At 68.0% G+C, this 16549-nt stretch carries 18 protein-coding genes; 3 read left to right on the plus strand and 15 right to left on the minus strand.

What is annotated here, in order from left to right; translation table 11 throughout:
* Nucleotides 1–7: 7 nt before the first annotated feature.
* From BG90_RS11965 to urtA, 11 genes are all read right to left on the minus strand, one after another.
* Complete coding sequence (locus tag BG90_RS11965) at nt 8–688, minus strand: urease accessory protein UreF (protein ID WP_010105840.1); 681 nt, start codon at nt 686–688, stop codon at nt 8–10.
* Nucleotides 675–1328: an urease accessory protein UreE gene (ureE, locus tag BG90_RS11970; RefSeq protein WP_010116696.1), complete on the minus strand. Its 654-nt coding sequence runs from the start codon at nt 1326–1328 to the stop codon at nt 675–677. Before ureE ends, BG90_RS11965 begins: the two co-directional genes overlap by 14 nt.
* 17 nt (nt 1329–1345) lie before the next feature.
* Nucleotides 1346–3052, minus strand: coding sequence for an urease subunit alpha (ureC, locus tag BG90_RS11975; protein WP_025989956.1), 1707 nt, complete (start codon nt 3050–3052; stop codon nt 1346–1348).
* A gap of 60 nt (nt 3053–3112) precedes the next feature.
* Nucleotides 3113–3418: an urease subunit beta gene (locus tag BG90_RS11980; protein ID WP_010105836.1), complete on the minus strand. Its 306-nt coding sequence runs from the start codon at nt 3416–3418 to the stop codon at nt 3113–3115.
* Nucleotides 3419–3507: 89 nt separating this feature from the next.
* Entirely contained in the window at nt 3508–3810 is a 303-nt protein-coding gene (ureA, locus tag BG90_RS11985) for an urease subunit gamma (RefSeq protein WP_010105834.1), read from the minus strand.
* 221 nt (nt 3811–4031) lie between these two features.
* Entirely contained in the window at nt 4032–4907 is an 876-nt protein-coding gene (locus BG90_RS11990) for an urease accessory protein UreD (RefSeq protein WP_010116691.1), read from the minus strand.
* Nucleotides 4908–5095: 188 nt separating this feature from the next.
* Entirely contained in the window at nt 5096–5788 is a 693-nt protein-coding gene (urtE, locus tag BG90_RS11995) for an urea ABC transporter ATP-binding subunit UrtE (protein ID WP_010116689.1), read from the minus strand.
* 4 nt (nt 5789–5792) lie between these two features.
* Nucleotides 5793–6656, minus strand: coding sequence for an urea ABC transporter ATP-binding protein UrtD (gene urtD / locus BG90_RS12000; protein ID WP_010116687.1), 864 nt, complete (start codon nt 6654–6656; stop codon nt 5793–5795).
* Complete coding sequence (gene urtC / locus BG90_RS12005) at nt 6653–7837, minus strand: urea ABC transporter permease subunit UrtC (protein ID WP_045568141.1); 1185 nt, start codon at nt 7835–7837, stop codon at nt 6653–6655. The genes urtD and urtC overlap by 4 nt, the downstream gene beginning before the upstream one ends.
* Nucleotide 7838: 1 nt before the next feature.
* The gene (urtB, locus tag BG90_RS12010) at nt 7839–9467 is read right to left on the minus strand and encodes an urea ABC transporter permease subunit UrtB (RefSeq protein ID WP_025989955.1); all 1629 of its coding nucleotides are present in this window, start codon (nt 9465–9467) and stop codon (nt 7839–7841) included.
* Between the two features lie 86 nt (nt 9468–9553).
* A complete protein-coding gene (gene urtA / locus BG90_RS12015; protein WP_010105828.1) occupies nt 9554–10861 on the minus strand; it encodes an urea ABC transporter substrate-binding protein in 1308 nt (435 codons plus the stop codon).
* Nucleotides 10862–11205: 344 nt separating this feature from the next.
* Here urtA and aptA point away from each other — a divergent pair, with 344 nt between their 5' ends.
* Nucleotides 11206–12534, plus strand: coding sequence for an omega-aminotransferase AptA (gene aptA / locus BG90_RS12020; protein ID WP_010105827.1), 1329 nt, complete (start codon nt 11206–11208; stop codon nt 12532–12534).
* A gap of 71 nt (nt 12535–12605) precedes the next feature.
* Here aptA and BG90_RS12025 read toward each other — a convergent pair whose 3' ends face one another.
* The 4 genes from BG90_RS12025 to hemN all read right to left on the minus strand — a co-directional run bounded on the left by BG90_RS12025 (nt 12606) and on the right by hemN (nt 15436).
* Nucleotides 12606–12929 carry a rhodanese-like domain-containing protein gene (locus BG90_RS12025; RefSeq protein WP_010105826.1) on the minus strand — a complete coding sequence of 108 codons (324 nt, stop codon included), beginning with the start codon at nt 12927–12929 and terminating at the stop codon, nt 12606–12608.
* Nucleotides 12930–12943: 14 nt separating this feature from the next.
* Nucleotides 12944–13597 carry a protein-L-isoaspartate O-methyltransferase family protein gene (locus BG90_RS12030; protein ID WP_010105824.1) on the minus strand — a complete coding sequence of 218 codons (654 nt, stop codon included), beginning with the start codon at nt 13595–13597 and terminating at the stop codon, nt 12944–12946.
* Between the two features lie 106 nt (nt 13598–13703).
* Complete coding sequence (locus tag BG90_RS12035; protein WP_010105822.1) at nt 13704–13961, minus strand: hypothetical protein; 258 nt, start codon at nt 13959–13961, stop codon at nt 13704–13706.
* A gap of 80 nt (nt 13962–14041) precedes the next feature.
* The gene (gene hemN, locus BG90_RS12040; RefSeq protein WP_010116678.1) at nt 14042–15436 is read right to left on the minus strand and encodes an oxygen-independent coproporphyrinogen III oxidase; all 1395 of its coding nucleotides are present in this window, start codon (nt 15434–15436) and stop codon (nt 14042–14044) included.
* 171 nt (nt 15437–15607) lie between these two features.
* On the opposite strand from hemN, the gene BG90_RS12045 reads away from it, so the two are divergent.
* Together BG90_RS12045 and BG90_RS12050 are read left to right on the plus strand one after the other, a co-directional pair.
* Nucleotides 15608–15937 (plus strand): YkgJ family cysteine cluster protein, encoded by a 330-nt coding sequence (locus tag BG90_RS12045; RefSeq protein ID WP_010105818.1) that lies wholly within the window; start codon nt 15608–15610, stop codon nt 15935–15937.
* Complete coding sequence (locus tag BG90_RS12050; protein ID WP_010105815.1) at nt 15934–16515, plus strand: DUF1439 domain-containing protein; 582 nt, start codon at nt 15934–15936, stop codon at nt 16513–16515. The genes BG90_RS12045 and BG90_RS12050 overlap by 4 nt, the downstream gene beginning before the upstream one ends.
* The last annotated feature ends 34 nt before the right edge of the window (nt 16516–16549 follow it).

Here is a 16549-nt window from a genome sequence, read left to right on the forward strand (position 1 = left end):
GGGATGCTTACGAGCGGAACAGGCGCGAATACTGCGATTCGTGCCGCGCGGACAGGATGCCGAGCTGCGGCGCGAACGTGTTGATCGCGTCGGGCGGCGTCGCGAGCGCGCGGCGCACCGCGGCGCGGATCGGCTCGCGCAGCGCGACGATGATCTTCTGGCCGGCCAGCTGGCCGAGCGGCACCGCCTTGATCGCGGCGGCCGTCTGGTTTTCGACCCAGCCGAACGCATACGCGGCGAGCGTCGCATCGGGCGTCGCGCCGTGCGCGGCGGCGGCGAATGCGAATGCGGTTGGCAGCGCGATCGGCGAGATCGATGCGAGCGTCGCGCGGCGCGCGGCGTCGCCCCATTCGAGCGACGCGCATAACTGCGCGAGCGACCAGCCCATCTGCTCGGTCTCGCGGCGCAGTTCGGACGATTCGCGGCTCGCGACGAACTCTTCGTTCGCGTCGGCGAGCGCGGCCGCGTCGTGCGCATGCCAGCGCGCGAGCTGATGCGCGAGGAACGGCAGCTCGCCGTGTGCGAGCACGTCGGTCAGGCCGCTCGCGATCCAGTCGCGGGCGCCGTCGGCGTCGCGGATCAGCGGTGCGTCGAGCGCGGCCTCGAGTCCCTGCGAATAACTGAACGCGCCGATCGGCAGCGCCGGCGACGCGAGATGCAGGAGCGCGACGAGTTCAGCGGTGTCCATGGTCATGACCGTGCGAGCAGGACGGACCATGCTGATGATCGTGATCGTGATCGTGATCGTGATCGTGATCGTGATCGTGCGAGTGCGAGTGCGAGTGCGAGTGCGAGTGCGAGTGCGAGTGGCCGTGGTGCTCGTCGAACACCTGCTGCGCGAGCGCGTAATCCTCGGCGAACGTCGCGTCGTGGCCGTGCCGATGTCCGCCGCCGTACGCGCCGGCCTCCGGATGGAACGGCGCGTTCGCGCGCTCGATCGCCGCGCCGAGCCGCGTCAGCATGTCGGCGAGCACGGGATCGTATTCGAGCTTCAGGTAGTCCGTGCCGACCTCGACCGGCGTATGCCGGTTGCCGAGGTGGTATGCGGCGCGCGTGAGCGTGAGCGCGTCGGGCGCGCGCACGAGCAGCACGGCTTCGGCAGCCGCGGCGACGCGCACGAGCGCGCCGTCGTCGGCGACGAGCACGTCGCCGTCGGCGAGCACCGTGCCGCGCGGCAGCACGAGCGCAATTTCTTCGCCCGTGTCGAGCGTCGCGGCGAGCCGGCTCCTGCAGCGTGCGTCGTAGGCGAGCGTGAGCGTCGGCGCGCGCGCGACGAGCGGCGCGGCGAGCTTCACGTTCGGGGCGATGCGTTTATCGATCGTGCGCATGATGATTCTTCAGGACTTCAGAACAGGAAATAGCGTTGCGCCATCGGCAGCACGGCGGCGGGCTCGCAGGTGAGCAGCGTGCCGTCGGCGACGACGTCGTAGGTCTCGGGGTCGACGCTGATCGCGGGACGCCATGCGTTGTGAACCATGTCGTGCTTCGTCACCGTGCGGCAGCCGCGCACCGGCACGAGCCGCTTCGCGAGCCCGTAGCGTTCGGCGATGCCCGCGTCGAGCGCGAGTTGCGACACGAACGTGAGCGACGTGCGCGCGAGCGCGCCGCCGCGCGTCGCGAACATTTCGCGGTAGTGGACGGGCTGCGGCGTCGGAATCGACGCGTTCGGATCGCCCATCTGCGCGACCGCGATCATGCCGCCCTTGATGATCATCGTGGGCTTGATCCCGAAGAACGCGGGTTCCCACAGCACGAGGTCCGCCCACTTGCCCGGCTCGATCGACCCGACTTCGTGCGCGATGCCGTGCGTGAGCGCCGGGTTGATCGTGTATTTCGCGACGTAGCGCTTCGCACGGAAGTTGTCGTGGCGCGTGCCGTCTTCGGCGAGCGCGCCGCGCTGCACCTTCATCTTGTGCGCGGTCTGCCACGTGCGGATGATCACTTCGCCGACGCGGCCCATCGCCTGCGAATCGGACGACAGCATCGACAGCGCGCCGAGATCGTGCAGGATGTCCTCGGCCGCGATCGTCTCGCGGCGGATCCGCGATTCGGCGAATGCGAGATCCTCGGCGATCGACGGATCGAGGTGATGGCACACCATCAGCATGTCGAGGTGCTCGTCGAGCGTGTTGATCGTGTAAGGGCGCGTCGGATTCGTCGACGACGGCAGCACGTTCGGCTCGCCGCACACCTTCAGGATGTCGGGCGCGTGGCCGCCGCCCGCGCCTTCGGTGTGGTACGTATGGATCGTGCGGCCCTTGAACGCGGCTACCGTCGCTTCGACGAAGCCGCCTTCGTTCAGCGTATCGGTGTGGATCGCGACCTGCGTGTCGGTGTCGTCGGCGACCGTCAGGCAGTTGTCGATCGCGGCGGGCGTCGTGCCCCAGTCTTCGTGCAGCTTGAGGCCGATCGCGCCGGCTTCGATCTGCTCGACGAGCGGCTGCGGCCGGCTCGCGTTGCCCTTGCCGAGAAAGCCGAGATTGATCGGCCAGCCGTCGGCCGCCTGCAGCATCCGCTCCATGTGCCACGGGCCCGGCGTGCAGGTCGTCGCGTTGGTGCCGGTGGCCGGCCCCGTGCCGCCGCCGAGCATCGTCGTGACGCCCGATGCGAGCGCCTCGTCGATCTGCTGCGGGCTGATGAAATGGATGTGCGTGTCGATGCCGCCCGCCGTCACGATCAATCCTTCGCCCGCGATGATCTCGGTCGCCGCGCCGATCGCGATCGTCACGCCCGGCTGGATGTCCGGATTGCCCGCCTTGCCGATCGCCGCGATGCGGCCGTGCTTGATCGCGATGTCCGCCTTCACGATTCCCCAGTGATCGAGGATCACCGCGTTCGTGATCACGGTGTCGGCGACGTCGGCCGCGGGCAGCTGCGACTGGCCCATGCCGTCGCGGATCACCTTGCCGCCGCCGAACTTCACTTCTTCGCCGTAGACCGTGTAGTCGCGCTCGACTTCGATCAGCAGCTCGGTGTCCGCCAGGCGAATGCGGTCGCCCGTCGTCGGCCCGTACATTTCCGCGTACGCGCGGCGGCTCAAACGTAATGTCATGTCGTCGAATCCTTCGGATGCCCGTGCGGGCGTATCAGCGAGTCGCGTCGGGGCGGGTGCTCAGAGCGGCCCCATCACCTTGCCCTGGAAGCCGTAGACGGCGCGCGCGCCCGCGAGCTCGACGAGCTCGACCGTGCGCGCCTGGCCCGGCTCGAAGCGCACCGCGGTGCCGGCCGCGATGTTCAGCCGAAAGCCGCGCGCGGCTGCGCGATCGAACGACAGCGCGTCGTTGACTTCGTGGAAGTGATAGTGCGAGCCGACCTGCACCGGGCGATCGCCCGTGTTCGCGACGACGAGCTCGATCGTCTTGCGGCCGACGTTCAGCTCATGCTCGCCGTCGTCGGTCAGGAATTCGCCGGGGATCATGCGCCCTCCCGGCAAAGCGTGCGAAGGGCGCGGCTTCCGTCGGCGGAATGCGGGAGGGAATGAACCAAGCGGTGAATCATGGCGCGCCTTCACGGAATCGGGTGGTGGACGGTGACGAGCTTCGTGCCGTCGGGAAACGTCGCTTCGACCTGGATGTCGGGAATCATGTCGGGCACGCCTTCCATCACGTCGTCGCGCGTCAGAAGCGTCGTGCCGTAGTGCATCACTTCGGCGACCGTCTTGCCGTCGCGCGCCGCTTCCATCAGCGCGGCCGTGATGAACGCGACCGTCTCCGGGTAGTTGAGCTTGAGCCCGCGGGCTCGGCGGCGTTCGGCGAGGAGCGCCGCCGTGAAGATCAACAACTTGTCTTTTTCTCGGGGAGTCAGTTTCATGAAAGAAACATTTTGGAAAACGTAATATTCGGGCGGCGCGCGTCGCGGCGGCCGCGAAGTTATCGTAGCACCGCGACCGTGCGCGTGCGGCGAAGCCTTCGGGAATGGGCGAGCAAGGCACGTGCCATGCGTTTTCCGCGCGCGTTCGTGCTGCGCGACGGTGCGGCGCGCACCGCGATGGCGCGTTTTTCCGAAAGGCGTGCGTCAGGAACGTGCGGCGTTCAGGTTTGCCAGAGGCGCAGCGGCATCGCATCGACGCCATGGACGATCGGGCGCAGCGCGAGCCATTGCGCGACGAACAGACGCTGCAGCGCCTCCATCGAATGGGCGAGCGCGCGGATGAGCATCACGCCGGGCGCGACGCAGGTGACGCCTGCACGCAGCGCATCGTCGAACGGCAGGGCGGGCGCGATCGATTCGGCGAGCGCGTCGGTGCATGCGGCGCCGAGCGCCCAGAGCGTGCCGTAGACGGGAAAGCCGCCGAGCCCTTGCGGCGCGGCGCGCAGCGGATCGACCGCATCGAGGCGCGCGCGCTCGACCCACAGCGGCCGCCCCGACGGACCGACGATCTTCGAGAACGATGCGATGCTGCCCGTCGACCACGCTTCGCCCGCCGCCTGGCGGCCGAGCTGCGTCGCGTCCCAGCCGAGCACGCTCGCGCCGTCGCCGAGCTTCAGTACGAATTCGAGCGACGCCTGCGCGGCGTCGAAGAACAGATTGTTCTGCGGCAGCCAATCGAGCTTCGCGTGCGCGCCGACGTCGATGTCGATTCGCTGCCGCGCGTCGAGCCCGTTCGACTTGTACCACTTCGTCGCGCCGGGCGTCGTCAGCACCGCGTGCGCGTCGGCGGCGAGCCTCACGTCGATCTCGAGCCGGTCGCCGCCCGCGACGCCGCCCGGCGGATGGACGATCACCGCGTGGCAGATCGCGTCGCCTTCCGGATAGAGCGCGCGCTGCACGCGCAGCGGCCCGACGTGCCGGCGATGGACGAGCGCGGTGCGACCCGTCTGCTGCCGCTCGAAGCCGAGTTCGAGCCGGGCGTGCCATGCCTTGGCGGCAGGGCGGACGAGTGAAGCGTGGGGTTCGTGGGCGGACATCGGTCGAATCGGAAAAGCGGGCGCGCCAATGCTACAGGATACCGGCTCGCTTCCGCGAGCGGGGGACGGCGCGCGAGCGGGCGGCTTCGAGGCGCGCTGGCCGCTCGCGGATATCGTCCGGCGCGCGCGCAACGTTCAGTACGTCGTCCGATACGAATCGCGCCGCTCAGACCGCAATCAGACCGCAATCAGACCGCGATCAGCTCGCGCACGCGATGCGCGTCCATCTCGCTGCCCGCGCCGCCCGCGACGATCTCGCCGCGGCTCATCACCCAGTAGCGATCGGCGATCGAGCGCGCGAAATCGTAATACTGTTCGACGAGCAGCACTGTCATCCTCGTTTCGTCGACGAGCTGCCGCAGCGTGCGGCCGATGTCCTGGATGATCGACGGCTGGATGCCTTCCGTCGGCTCGTCGAGGATCAGGAGCTGCGGCTCGCTCATCAGCGCGCGGCCGATCGCGAGCTGCTGCTGCTGGCCGCCCGACAGGTCGCCGCCGCGCCGCGCGCGCATGTCCTTCAGCACCGGGAAGAGTTCGTAGATCCGGTCGGGCACTTTCGACGGCGCCTTGCGGCTCGCCGCGCCGACGAGCAGGTTCTCTTCGACCGTGAGCCGCGGAAAGATGTCGCGGCCCTGCGGCACGTACGCGAGGCCCGCGGCGACGCGCGCATAGGGCGGCAGCCCGCCGAGCGGCTTGCCGCGCCACGCGATGCTGCCGCTCTTCGTGGGCACGACGCCCATCAGGCAGCGCAACAGCGTCGTCTTGCCGACGCCGTTGCGTCCGAGCAGCACGGTCAGCTTGCCGTCGTCGGCGGCGAGGGTCACGTCGCGCAGGATGTGGCTGCCGCCGTAGTACTGGTTCAGCGATTCGATCGTCAGCATCGCATCATCGTCCGAGATAAGACTCGATCACCGCTTCGTCGCGCTTCACTTGATCGAGCGTGCCTTGCGCGAGCACCGCGCCTTCCGCCATCACGGTCACGCGGCCCGTGTCGCCCGCGAGCGCCGCGACGAACTCCATGTCGTGCTCGACGACCATCATCGAGCACGTGCCGCGCAGCGTGTTCAACAGCTCCGCGAGCGCCATCGTCTCGTGGTCGGTCATGCCGGCCGCGGGCTCGTCGAGCAGCAGGAGCGCGGGGCGCTGCATCAGCAGCATGCCGATCTCGAGCCGCTGCTTCTGCCCGTGCGACAGTTCGCCCGCGAGCCGGTACGCGCTGTCTTCGAGCCGGATCAGCGCGAGCGTCTCTTCGATCCGCGCTTGCGCCGCACGATCGAGCCGCGCGCGCAGCGACGCGAACCAGCGCTTGTCGGTCGCCATCGCGAGCTCGAGGTTCTCCCATACCGGATGCTGCTCGAACACGGTCGGCTTCTGGAACTTGCGGCCGATGCCCGTGCGCGCGATCTCCGGCTCGCTCATCCGCGAAAGGTCGAGCGTCTGTCCGAGGAACACCTTGCCCGCGTCGGGACGCGTCTTGCCGGTGATCACGTCCATCATCGTCGTCTTGCCGGCGCCGTTCGGGCCGATCACGCAGCGCAGCTCGCCGACATCGATCGCGAGCGACAGCTTCCTCAGCGCACGAAAGCCGTCGAAGCTCACTTCGACGTCCTCGAGATAGAGGATCGTGCCGTGCGACGTGTCGATCGCGCCGGGCGTGACGACGTGCGACATCTGAGCCGTGCCGCTGACCGCGCGCAGATCGACGCCGTCCGGCTGCGCGAGATCGGGAATCATCGCGTTCTCGTTCATCGTGGCGTTCCCTTGCGTGCGATGGTTTCGACGAGGCCCATGATGCCGCGCGGCAGCACGAGCGGCACGAGCACGAAGATGAGGCCAAGGAAGAACAGCCAGTATTCGGCGAAGTACGCGGTGAACACGCTCTTCGCGCCGTTGACGGCGAAGGCGCCGACGATCGGGCCGATCAGCGTGCCGCGGCCGCCCACCGCGACCCAGATCGCCATCTCGATCGAGTTGCCGGGCGACATCTCGCTCGGGTTGATGATGCCGACCTGCGGCACGTACAGCGCGCCCGCGATCCCGCACAGCACGGCCGACACGACCCACACGAACAGCTTGTACGCGAGCGGGCTGTAGCCGAGGAACATGACGCGCGTCTCGCCGTCGCGGATCGCGGTGACGACGCGGCCGAGCTTGCTCGTGACGATCGCGCGCGCGGCGACGAACGACGCGACGAGCGTCGCGAAGGTCATCAGGAACAGCACCGTGCGCGTGCCGGGCGACGTGATCGCGAAGCCGGCGATGCGCTTGAAGTCGGTGAAGCCGTTGTTGCCGCCGAAGCCCGTCTCGTTGCGATAGAAGAGCAGCATCGCGGCGAACGTCGCCGCCTGCGTGATGATCGACAGGTACACGCCCTTCACGCGCGAGCGGAACGTGAAGAAGCCGAACACCCACGCGACGGCGGCAGGCACGAGCACGACGAGCGCGAGCGCGTATGCGAGATACCCGGTGCCGCTCCAGTACCACGGCAACTGATGCCAGTCGAGGAACACCATGAAGTCGGGCAGGTCGCTGCCGTACTTGCCGTCGCGGCCGATCGCGCGCATCAGGTACATGCCGATCGCATAGCCGCCGAGCGCGAAGAAGAGGCCGTGCCCGAGGCTCAGAATGCCGCAGTAGCCCCAGACGAGATCGAGCGCGAGCGCCGCGATCGCGTAGCACATCAGCTTGCCCGCGAGCGTCATTGCATAGGATGACAGATGAAATGCGCTCGATTCGGGTGCGACGAGCGCGGCGAGCGGCACGCCGACGCCGACCGCGATGCACAGCGCGACGAGCGCGAGCCACGCGCGCCGCGACAGCAGCGCGGGGCGCGGCGGCAGGCCGAGCGCGAAGCGCGACGCGGCGGGCGTTGCCGGCGCAACCGGGGCGGCGGCGGGCGCGACGGGAAGAGAGTGGATCGTCGAAGTCATGTCATGCCTCCGCGCTGCGGCCCTTCAGGGCGAACATCCCTTGCGGGCGTTTCTGGATGAACAGCACGATCATCACGAGCACTGCGATCTTCGCGAGCACGGCGCCCCAGAACGGCTCGATCGCCTTGCTGACGAGCCCGAGGCCGAAGCCGCCGAGCACAGTGCCCGCGATCTGCCCGACGCCGCCCAGCACGACCGCCATGAACGAATCGATGATGTAGCTTTGGCCGAGATCCGGGCCGACGTTGCCGATCTGCGACAGCGCGCAGCCGCCCAAGCCTGCGATGCCCGCGCCGAACGCGAACGCATACGAATCGACGCGCGCCGTCTTCACGCCGACGCACGCGGCCATCCGCCGGTTCTGCGTGACCGCGCGCACGAAGAGGCCGAGGCGCGTCTTCGTCAGCACCGCCCACGCGACGCCCACCACGGCGAGCGCGAACGCGAGGATCGCGAGGCGGTTGTACGGCAGGATCAGGTTCTGCATCACGGTCACGCCGCCGCTCATCCACGAAGGATTCACGACCTGCACGTTCTGCGCGCCGAAGATCATCCGCGTCGCCTGGATCAGGATGAGGCTCACGCCGAAGGTCGCGAGCAGCGTTTCGAGCGGACGGCCGTACAGGTGCTTGAGCACCGTGCGCTCGAGCACGATGCCGATCGCGGCCGCCGCGAGAAACGACGCGGGAATCGCGGCGAGCGGATACCAGTCGAATGCGCCCGGCGCATAGCGCTGCACGAGCGTCTGCACGACGTAGGTCGCGTACGCGCCGATCATCAGGAATTCGCCGTGCGCCATGTTGATGACGCCGATGAGACCGTAGGTGATCGCGAGGCCGAGCGCGGCGAGCAACAGCACGCTGCCGAGCGACAGCCCGGCGAACAGCGTGCCCACGATCTCGCCGCGGCGCTGGATCGCGTGCAGCGCGTCGAGCCCTTGCAGCGCGGCGTCGCGCACGCGCGCATCGGGCTCCGCGTAGCTGCCGTCGGCGTTCTTCGCGACGAGCGGACGCAACTGCTCGATCATGTCGAGCTCGTTGCGCGCGGCGACGAGCCGTACCGCTTCGAGGCGCTTCGCCGGATCGGCGTCGTGCAGCGCGGCGATCGCCCACAGCGCATCGAGGCGGCGCTTGAGCATCGGGTCGGTTTCCTTCGCGCGCGCCGCGTCGATCATCGGCTTCAGCGACGCATCGGGGCTCTTCAGCAGCGCGTCGATCGCGTTGCGCCGCGCCGCGGGATCGGGCGACGCGAGGTCGAGCCCGGACAGCGCGTTCGCGATCTTCGTGCGCAGCAGGTTGTTGAGCATCACGGGCTGCGCGTCGCCCGCCTGCGCCGGCGCGTTCGTCAGCGCGTCGTGCGCGGTGTCGCCGCTCTGGATCAGGATGCGTCCCGCGTCGGTCGCGAGCGCGTCGCCGTTCGCGAGCGCGTTCAAGAGCGCGACGTCGGCGGCGTCGCGCTCGGCGGCGAGATGGTCGATCGCGGTGGTCTTCGCGTCGAAATCGTCGCCGGCCAGCGCGGCGACGTCGGCGGCCGTGACCGCGAACGCCGCGCGAGGCGCGCCGAGCGCGAATGCCGCGCAGACGGCGAGCGCCGCGAACGCACGGGCGGCGCGGCTCAAGGGCGTGGGCATCGGTATGTCCTCGCGAATGGAGAGAAAACGCGCGGCGCGGCCGCGCGCGATGGCGGCGCCGCGTTTGCGCGGCGCTGGCGGAGGCGTCAGGCGAGCGCCGCGCGACGGCGGCGCAGGAACTCGGGAATCGAGGCGACCACATCGGGCTTGCCCTGATTGCCCGCGATGAACGGACTCCACGGTTGCGCGCGGATCGCCGTCTTCGTCTTCCAGACGACGTTGAACTGGCCGTCGCCGCGGATCTCGCCGATCATCACCGGCTTGTGCAGGTGATGGTTGCCGTCCATCGTCAGCGTGAAGCCCGACGGCGCCGCGACGCTCTGGCCGATCATCGCGACGCGCACCTTGTCGACGTCGGTGCTCTTCGCCTTCTCGACCGCCTGCTTCCACATGTGGATGCCGACGAAGGTCGCTTCCATCGGATCGTTGGTCACGCGCTTCGCGCCGCCCGGCAGGTTCTGCGACTTCACCCACGCGGCGAACTGCTCCTTGAACTTCGTGTTCGCGGGACCCTTCACCGACATGAAGTAATTCCACGCGGCCAGATGCCCGACGAGCGGCTTCGCGTCGATCCCGCGCAGCTCTTCCTCGCCGACCGAGAACGCGACGACGGGCACGTCGGTCGCCTTGAGCCCCTGGTTGCCGAGCTCCTTGTAGAACGGCACGTTCGAATCGCCGTTGATCGTCGAGATCACCGCCGTCTTGCCGCCCTGCGCGAAGGTCTTGATATTCGCGACGATCGTTTGATAATCGCTGTGTCCGAACGGTGTGTAGACTTCCTGAATATCGGATTCCTTCACACCCTTCGATTTCAGGAACGCGCGCAGGATCTTGTTCGTCGTGCGCGGATAGACGTAATCGGTGCCGAGCAGGAAGAAGCGCTTCGCGCCGCCGCCTTCCGCGCTCATCATGTATTCGACGGCCGGAATCGCCTGCTGGTTCGGCGCGGCGCCCGTGTAGAATACGTTGCGCGACATCTCTTCGCCTTCGTACTGCACCGGGTAGTAGAGCAGGCCGTTCAGCTCCTCGAACACGGGCAGCACCGATTTGCGCGACACCGACGTCCAGCAGCCGAACACGCACGCGACCTTGTCCTGCGTGAGCAGCTGGCGCGCCTTCTCGGCGAAGAGCGGCCAGTTCGACGCGGGGTCGACGACGACGGGCTGGATCTGCCGCCCGAGCACGCCGCCGCTCTTGTTGATGTCGGCGATCGTCATCAGCGCGGTGTCCTTGAGCGAAGTTTCGGAGATCGCCATCGTGCCCGACAGCGAATGCAGGATGCCGACCTTGATCGGGCCTTTGCCCGAATCCGCCGCGCGCGCGAGGGGGCTTTGCCCCGCGAGCGCCATGACGCCTGCCATCGATCCGAACTTCAAAAGACTGCGACGTTTCATCGAGTTCCCCTTGCCTGTTGGAGTGTGGGCGCGCACCGGAGCGGACACGCGGCGAACCCGAATACGCAAGGCATGTGCCAGATGCCGCGCCTTTCGGGTTCGCGCGCCCATCGGCGGGGCTTTCGACGATGCGACGCGGTGCCTGCGACGCTCGCGATCGCGCATCGCGTGGTCCGTCGCGGTGCAGCACCGCGCACGCGCATGCTGCATGGTTGTGCATCGCGACCCGCGTGCTTACACTCTCAATGCGATTTCCCTTCGATGCGGCGCCCGAGCGACGCGCTCGTCAGTGCGCATCGCGACGCATTCCAAACTTCGTTCGATCGATCTCCGAGGAGTCCTCCATGGCCGAGCACGTTTCGCAGACCCCCGACCTTTCCGCGTTCTGGATGCCGTTCACCGCGAACCGGCAATTCAAGGAGGCGCCGCGTCTCCTGGTGGCGGCGAAGGGGATGTACTACACGTCGCACGATGGCCGCCGCATCCTCGACGGCACGGCGGGCCTCTGGTGCGTGAACGCGGGACACGGGCGAGACGAGATCGTCGCGGCGGTGAAGGCGCAGGCCGAGGAGATGGATTTCGCGCCGACGTTCCAGATGGGCCACCCGAAGGCGTTCGAAGCGGCGACGCGCATCGCGCGCCATACGCCCGGCGATCTGAAGCACGTCTTCTTCACGAACTCCGGATCGGAGGCGGTCGACACCGCGCTCAAGATCGCGCTCGCGTATCACCGCGCGCGCGGCGAAGGGCAGCGCACGCGTTTCATCGGACGCGAGCGCGGCTACCACGGCGTCGGCTTCGGCGGCATCTCGGTGGGCGGCATCGCGCCGAACCGCAACGCGTATTCGGGCGCGCTGCTGCCGTCCGTCGATCACCTGCCGCATACGCTGAACCTGAAAGAAGCGGCGTTCTCGAAGGGACAGCCCGCGTGGGGCGCGCATCTGGCCGACGAATTGGAGCGGCTCGTCGCGCTGCACGACGCGTCGACGATCGCCGCCGTGATCGTCGAGCCGGTCGCGGGCTCGACGGGCGTGCTGATTCCGCCGCAGGGCTATCTCGAACGGCTGCGCGCGTTGTGCGACAAGCACGGCATCCTGTTGATCTTCGATGAAGTGATCACCGGCTGGGGGCGGCTCGGCGCGCCGTTCGCGTCGCAGTTCTTCGGCGTGACGCCCGACCTGCTGACGATGGCGAAGGGCACGAACAACGCGGCCGTGCCGATGGGCGCGGTGGCCGCGAGCGGCGCGATCCACGACGCGATCGTGAACGGCGTGCCGGCCGGCATCGAGCTGTTCCACGGCTATACGTATTCGGGGCACCCGCTCGCGGCCGCGGCGGCCGTCGCGACGATCGATCTCTACGAGCGCGATGGGCTCCTTACGCGCGCCGCGCAGATCGGGCCGATTTTCGAGCGCGAGATCCACAAGCTGAAGGACGCGCGCCACGTGATCGACGTGCGCAATCTCGGCCTCGTCGGCGGCGTCGAGCTGAAGCCGCGCGACGGCAAGCCCGGCGCGCGCGCATACGAGGTGTTCGTCAAGTGCTTCCGGAAGGGCGCGATGATCCGCTATACGGGCGACATCCTCGCGTTCTCGCCGCCCCTTATCGTCGAGGAGGCGCAGATCGTCGAGCTGTTCTCGATCGTCGCGGAAGCGCTGAAGGAAACGGAGTAGCCGGGAAGGGGAAATTGAGCGGGACGATCACGCGAAGCGGCGCGCGTAGCGCGCGCCGCCGCGATGCGCGATCAGTAGCGCGGCACCGACGGATCGACGTCGCGCGACCACGCGTCGATCCCGCCTTGCAGGTTGTAGAGCTTCGTGAAGCCGCGCGATTCGAGGAACATCGCGACTTGCGCGCTGCGCATGCCGTGGTGGCACACGCAGACGATCTCCGCTTCGTCGTCGAGCTCCTCGCTGCGCGCGGGGATCTGCTGCATCGGGATCGACACGCTGCCGTCGATCTTCGCGGTCGCGATTTCCCAAGGCTCGCGCACGTCGAGCACGACGGGCGCCGGGCGCGCCGGGTCGCGCAGCCATTCGGCGAGGGCGGGCGCGGTCAGGATCTGCATCGGCACGAATCGACTCAGAACTTGAAGCGCGACGGCTCGATCGCGTTGACGAGGTGATCGACGTAGGTTTCGAACACGTCGGCGACGCGGTATTGCTTCTCGTCGATGCGCGTGATGATCTGCGCCTTCATCACCGGCCGGCCGCCGACGAACGCGGCGAGGCGGCCGCCCACCTTCAGCTGCTCGAGCAGCTCTTGCGGAACGACGGGCAGGCCGCCCGACACGCAGATCACGTCGTACGGCGCCTTCGCAGGCCAGCCGCGCGAGCCGTCGCCGAGCGCGACTTCGACGTTCGTCACGCCGTTCTTCTTCAGATTCTCTTCGGCGAACTTCGCGAGCGCCGGATCGATCTCGACCGTCGTCACGCGCTGGCCGCGCGCGGCGAGGAGCGCCGCCATGTAGCCGGAGCCTGCGCCGATCTCGAGCACGTTCTCGTGCTTCTTCACCGCGAGCTCCTGCAGGACGCGGGCCTCGACGCGCGGAAACAGCATCTTCTGGCCGTTCGGCAGCGGCAGCTCGATGTCGGCGAAGGCCAGGTCGCGGTACGCGGCCGGCACGAAGTTCTCACGCTTGACGACCGACAGCAAGCCCAGGACGTCTAGATCCAGTACATCCCAAGGACGGATCTGCTGTTCGATCATGTTGAAACGTGCTTTTTCGATATTCATGGTGTCATGCTGCCTGGACGGCAATCGGGCGAGGGACGAAAAACTCTCGAATTGTACCAAACGGGGTCGCGGTCTTGCCTTCGGAACGCCTGCGGCACGAAACCGGCTAGCGCTTGCTGTTCTTGATCTGCTGCTCGAGCGCGACGTCGAACTTGCTGATCTTGCGCGGCTTCTTCGGGCCGAGCTCGTCGACGAACGCGACGAATTCGTCGAGCGGCAGCGGCTTGGAGAGCTTTTCGGCCGCGCCGCTCGAACGGTCGACGAGGTAGAAGAGGCCGCCCGGCATGCCGACCGCCGCGTATTGTGCATTGCCGGTGCGGGTTTTCAGGCGTTCGACCGCGCGGGTCGCTTGCGTGGTGCGCATCGTGCGTGGAAACGGAGTGCGGTGAAACCGTCACTTTAACAACAACGCGGGCCGAGCGCGCGATGCGCCGGCCTTCGCGCTCAGACGGTCTTCGAATAACGGGTTTCGGGCGCGCCCGACAGGTAGGCGTCGAACACCATCGCGATGTTGCGCACATACAGGCGCCCCGCCGGATGAATCGTCAGATGATCGCCGCCGATCGACAGCAGGCCGTCGCGCTCGAAGCCGCGCAGCGTGTCGAGCTCGCGCGCGAACTTGTTCGCGAAGCGGATGCCGTACGCCGCCTCGAAATGCGAGAACGGCAGCACGAGATTGCACATCAGGTGCGTGATCACGTCGCGCCGCAGCCGGTCGTCGGCGGACAGCTTCAGGCCTCGCACGATCGGCAGGCGCTGCTCGGCGAGCGCCGCGCCGTAGCGCGGCAGATCCTTCGCGTTCTGCGCGTAGACGTCGCCGACCTTGCCGATCGACGATGCGCCGATGCCGATCAGGTCGGCGTCCGCGCGTGTGCTGTAGCCCTGGAAGTTGCGCTGCAGCGTGCCGTTGCGCTGCGCGCGCACGAGCTCGTCGCCCGGCCGCGCGAAGTGGTCCATTCCGATGTACACGTAGCCCGCGCGGGTGAGCTGCTCGATCGCGAGGCCGAGGAGCGCGATCCGCGTCGCGGGCGGCGGCAGCGCGGCGTCGTCGATCTGCCGCTGCATCTTGAACAGATGCGGCATGTGCGCGTAGCCGAACACCGACAGCCGGTCGGGCTCGAGCTCGACGATCGTGTCGAGCGTGCGCGCGAAGCTCGACACGGTCTGGTGCGGCAGCCCGTAGATGAGGTCGATGCCGATCGAATGGTAGCCGGTCGCGCGGGCCGCGCGGACGAGGTCGGACGTCATCTTGAGCGGCTGCACGCGGTTGATCGCGCGCTGCACGTCGCGATCGAAGTCCTGCACGCCGAGGCTCACGCGGTTGAAGCCGATCGTGCGCAGATGGACGAGCGTCGCGGGCGACGCAGTGCGCGGGTCGATCTCGATCGAGAATTCGCCCGCGCGGTCCGACGCGAGCGTGAAGTATTCGCGGGTCGCCGCCATCAGCTCGGTGGTTTCGGCGTCCGACAGGAAGGTCGGCGTGCCGCCGCCCCAGTGGAGCTGCGAGACGGTCCGCTCGGGATCGAAGAGCGCCGCCTGCAGCGCGATCTCGTGCTTCAACTGATCGAGATAGGGGCGCGCGCGCTTGCGGTTGCGGGTCGCGATCTTGTTGCAGCCGCAGTAGAAGCACGCGGTCGCGCAAAACGGAATATGAAAATAGAGCGACAGATCGCTCGCCGACGCGCCCGGGTCGGCGGCCGCGCGGATGTAGTCGGCCGGATCGAAGTCTGCGCGGAACTGCGGAGCGGGAGGGTAGGACGTATAACGAGGGCCGTTCGCCGTGTACTTGGCAAGCAGGTCGGGGCGAAACAGCGCTTCGGACGGGATCGGCGGCGTCATGCTGGAAGCTCGAATCGTGCTCTGTGACGCCGTTCAGTATATAAACCGGCGGTTTCATTGAATTGTGTAATAACGTCGCAGCGGCCGATGGCACAATACGGATTCCGCGCGCCGCCGGCCGGCCGTTCGGCGGTTGCGGCGGTTGTCGTGGCTTTTGGGATATTTGATGTGATGATTGGCGAAGTTGCCGTGAGTTCGCGGGAGACGTCCGCGCACGCGTGTCGCGAAGGCTGCGGCGCGTGCTGCATCGCGCCGTCGATCTCGAGCCCGATTCCCGGCATGCCGAACGGCAAGCCGGCCGGCGTGCGCTGCGTGCAACTCGTCGACGGCGAGCGCTGCGCGATCTTCGGCCGCCCGGAGCGGCCGGCGTGCTGCTCGGGCCTGCGGTCGAGCGACGAGATGTGCGGCGCGTCGCGCGCCGACGCGCTCGCCTGGCTCGCACGGCTCGAAGCCGAGACGCGGCCCGCGGCGCCGCTTGCCCCAGCAGGAGATCCAGCATGACCCAGACGAGCGCGCCGAGCCGGCGCCGCTTCCTGATCGCCGCGTGCGCGGCCGCGGGCGTCACCGCGTCGCTTGCCGCTTGCGCGTCGACGTTTCCGTTCATCCCCGATCACTACACGTTCTCGCAAGGCGACGTGCAACGCGCGGTCGCCCGCAAGTTCCCGTACCGGAAGACGGTTGCGCAGGTGATCGACGTCGCGCTCGCGAATCCGGCGGTCGGGCTGCTGCCCGACCAGAACCGGGTCGCGGTGCGCCTCGACGCGCGCTTCGAGAGCCCGTTTCTGCGCGAGCCGGTCAACGGCAAGTTCACCGTGTCGGGCCAGCTCGCGTACGACGCGCCGAGCCGCTCGGTCGTGCTGAAGGCGCCCGCCGTCGACAGCGTGAACGTCGACGGCGACGCGCAGATGTATACGCAGCAGATCGGCGCGGCGGCCGGCCTGCTCGCGACTCAATTGCTGACCAATTATCCGATCTACACGTTCAAGCCGGAACAGCTGCAATTTGCCGGCGTGAATTACGAACCCGGTACAATCACAATTCTTACAAACGGCATACGCGTGGCGATCGTCGAAAAGTGACGTCGCACCGCGCGCGGCCGGAGCGGCCGCGGCG

It is taken from the genome of Burkholderia oklahomensis C6786 (assembly GCF_000959365.1).
Classification (GTDB): domain Bacteria; phylum Pseudomonadota; class Gammaproteobacteria; order Burkholderiales; family Burkholderiaceae; genus Burkholderia; species Burkholderia oklahomensis.

What these genes read in the sequence shown, in the direction of transcription:
- BG90_RS12045 (WP_010105818.1), top strand. Translation starts at nt 15,608, where the DNA reads ATGATTGGCGAAGTTGCCGTGAGTTCGCGGGAGACGTCCGCGCACGCG.
- ureE (WP_010116696.1), bottom strand. Translation starts at nt 1,328, where the DNA reads ATGCGCACGATCGATAAACGCATCGCCCCGAACGTGAAGCTCGCCGCG.
- urtE (WP_010116689.1), bottom strand. Translation starts at nt 5,788, where the DNA reads ATGCTGACGATCGAATCGCTGAACCAGTACTACGGCGGCAGCCACATC.
- BG90_RS11965 (WP_010105840.1), bottom strand. Translation starts at nt 688, where the DNA reads ATGGACACCGCTGAACTCGTCGCGCTCCTGCATCTCGCGTCGCCGGCG.
- urtC (WP_045568141.1), bottom strand. Translation starts at nt 7,837, where the DNA reads ATGACTTCGACGATCCACTCTCTTCCCGTCGCGCCCGCCGCCGCCCCG.
- hemN (WP_010116678.1), bottom strand. Translation starts at nt 15,436, where the DNA reads ATGACGCCGCCGATCCCGTCCGAAGCGCTGTTTCGCCCCGACCTGCTT.
- urtB (WP_025989955.1), bottom strand. Translation starts at nt 9,467, where the DNA reads ATGCCCACGCCCTTGAGCCGCGCCGCCCGTGCGTTCGCGGCGCTCGCC.
- BG90_RS12025 (WP_010105826.1), bottom strand. Translation starts at nt 12,929, where the DNA reads ATGCAGATCCTGACCGCGCCCGCCCTCGCCGAATGGCTGCGCGACCCG.
- BG90_RS12030 (WP_010105824.1), bottom strand. Translation starts at nt 13,597, where the DNA reads ATGAATATCGAAAAAGCACGTTTCAACATGATCGAACAGCAGATCCGT.
- urtA (WP_010105828.1), bottom strand. Translation starts at nt 10,861, where the DNA reads ATGAAACGTCGCAGTCTTTTGAAGTTCGGATCGATGGCAGGCGTCATG.
- ureC (WP_025989956.1), bottom strand. Translation starts at nt 3,052, where the DNA reads ATGACATTACGTTTGAGCCGCCGCGCGTACGCGGAAATGTACGGGCCG.
- ureA (WP_010105834.1), bottom strand. Translation starts at nt 3,810, where the DNA reads ATGAAACTGACTCCCCGAGAAAAAGACAAGTTGTTGATCTTCACGGCG.
- BG90_RS11980 (WP_010105836.1), bottom strand. Translation starts at nt 3,418, where the DNA reads ATGATCCCCGGCGAATTCCTGACCGACGACGGCGAGCATGAGCTGAAC.
- urtD (WP_010116687.1), bottom strand. Translation starts at nt 6,656, where the DNA reads ATGAACGAGAACGCGATGATTCCCGATCTCGCGCAGCCGGACGGCGTC.
- BG90_RS12050 (WP_010105815.1), top strand. Translation starts at nt 15,934, where the DNA reads ATGACCCAGACGAGCGCGCCGAGCCGGCGCCGCTTCCTGATCGCCGCG.
- BG90_RS12035 (WP_010105822.1), bottom strand. Translation starts at nt 13,961, where the DNA reads ATGCGCACCACGCAAGCGACCCGCGCGGTCGAACGCCTGAAAACCCGC.
- aptA (WP_010105827.1), top strand. Translation starts at nt 11,206, where the DNA reads ATGGCCGAGCACGTTTCGCAGACCCCCGACCTTTCCGCGTTCTGGATG.
- BG90_RS11990 (WP_010116691.1), bottom strand. Translation starts at nt 4,907, where the DNA reads ATGTCCGCCCACGAACCCCACGCTTCACTCGTCCGCCCTGCCGCCAAG.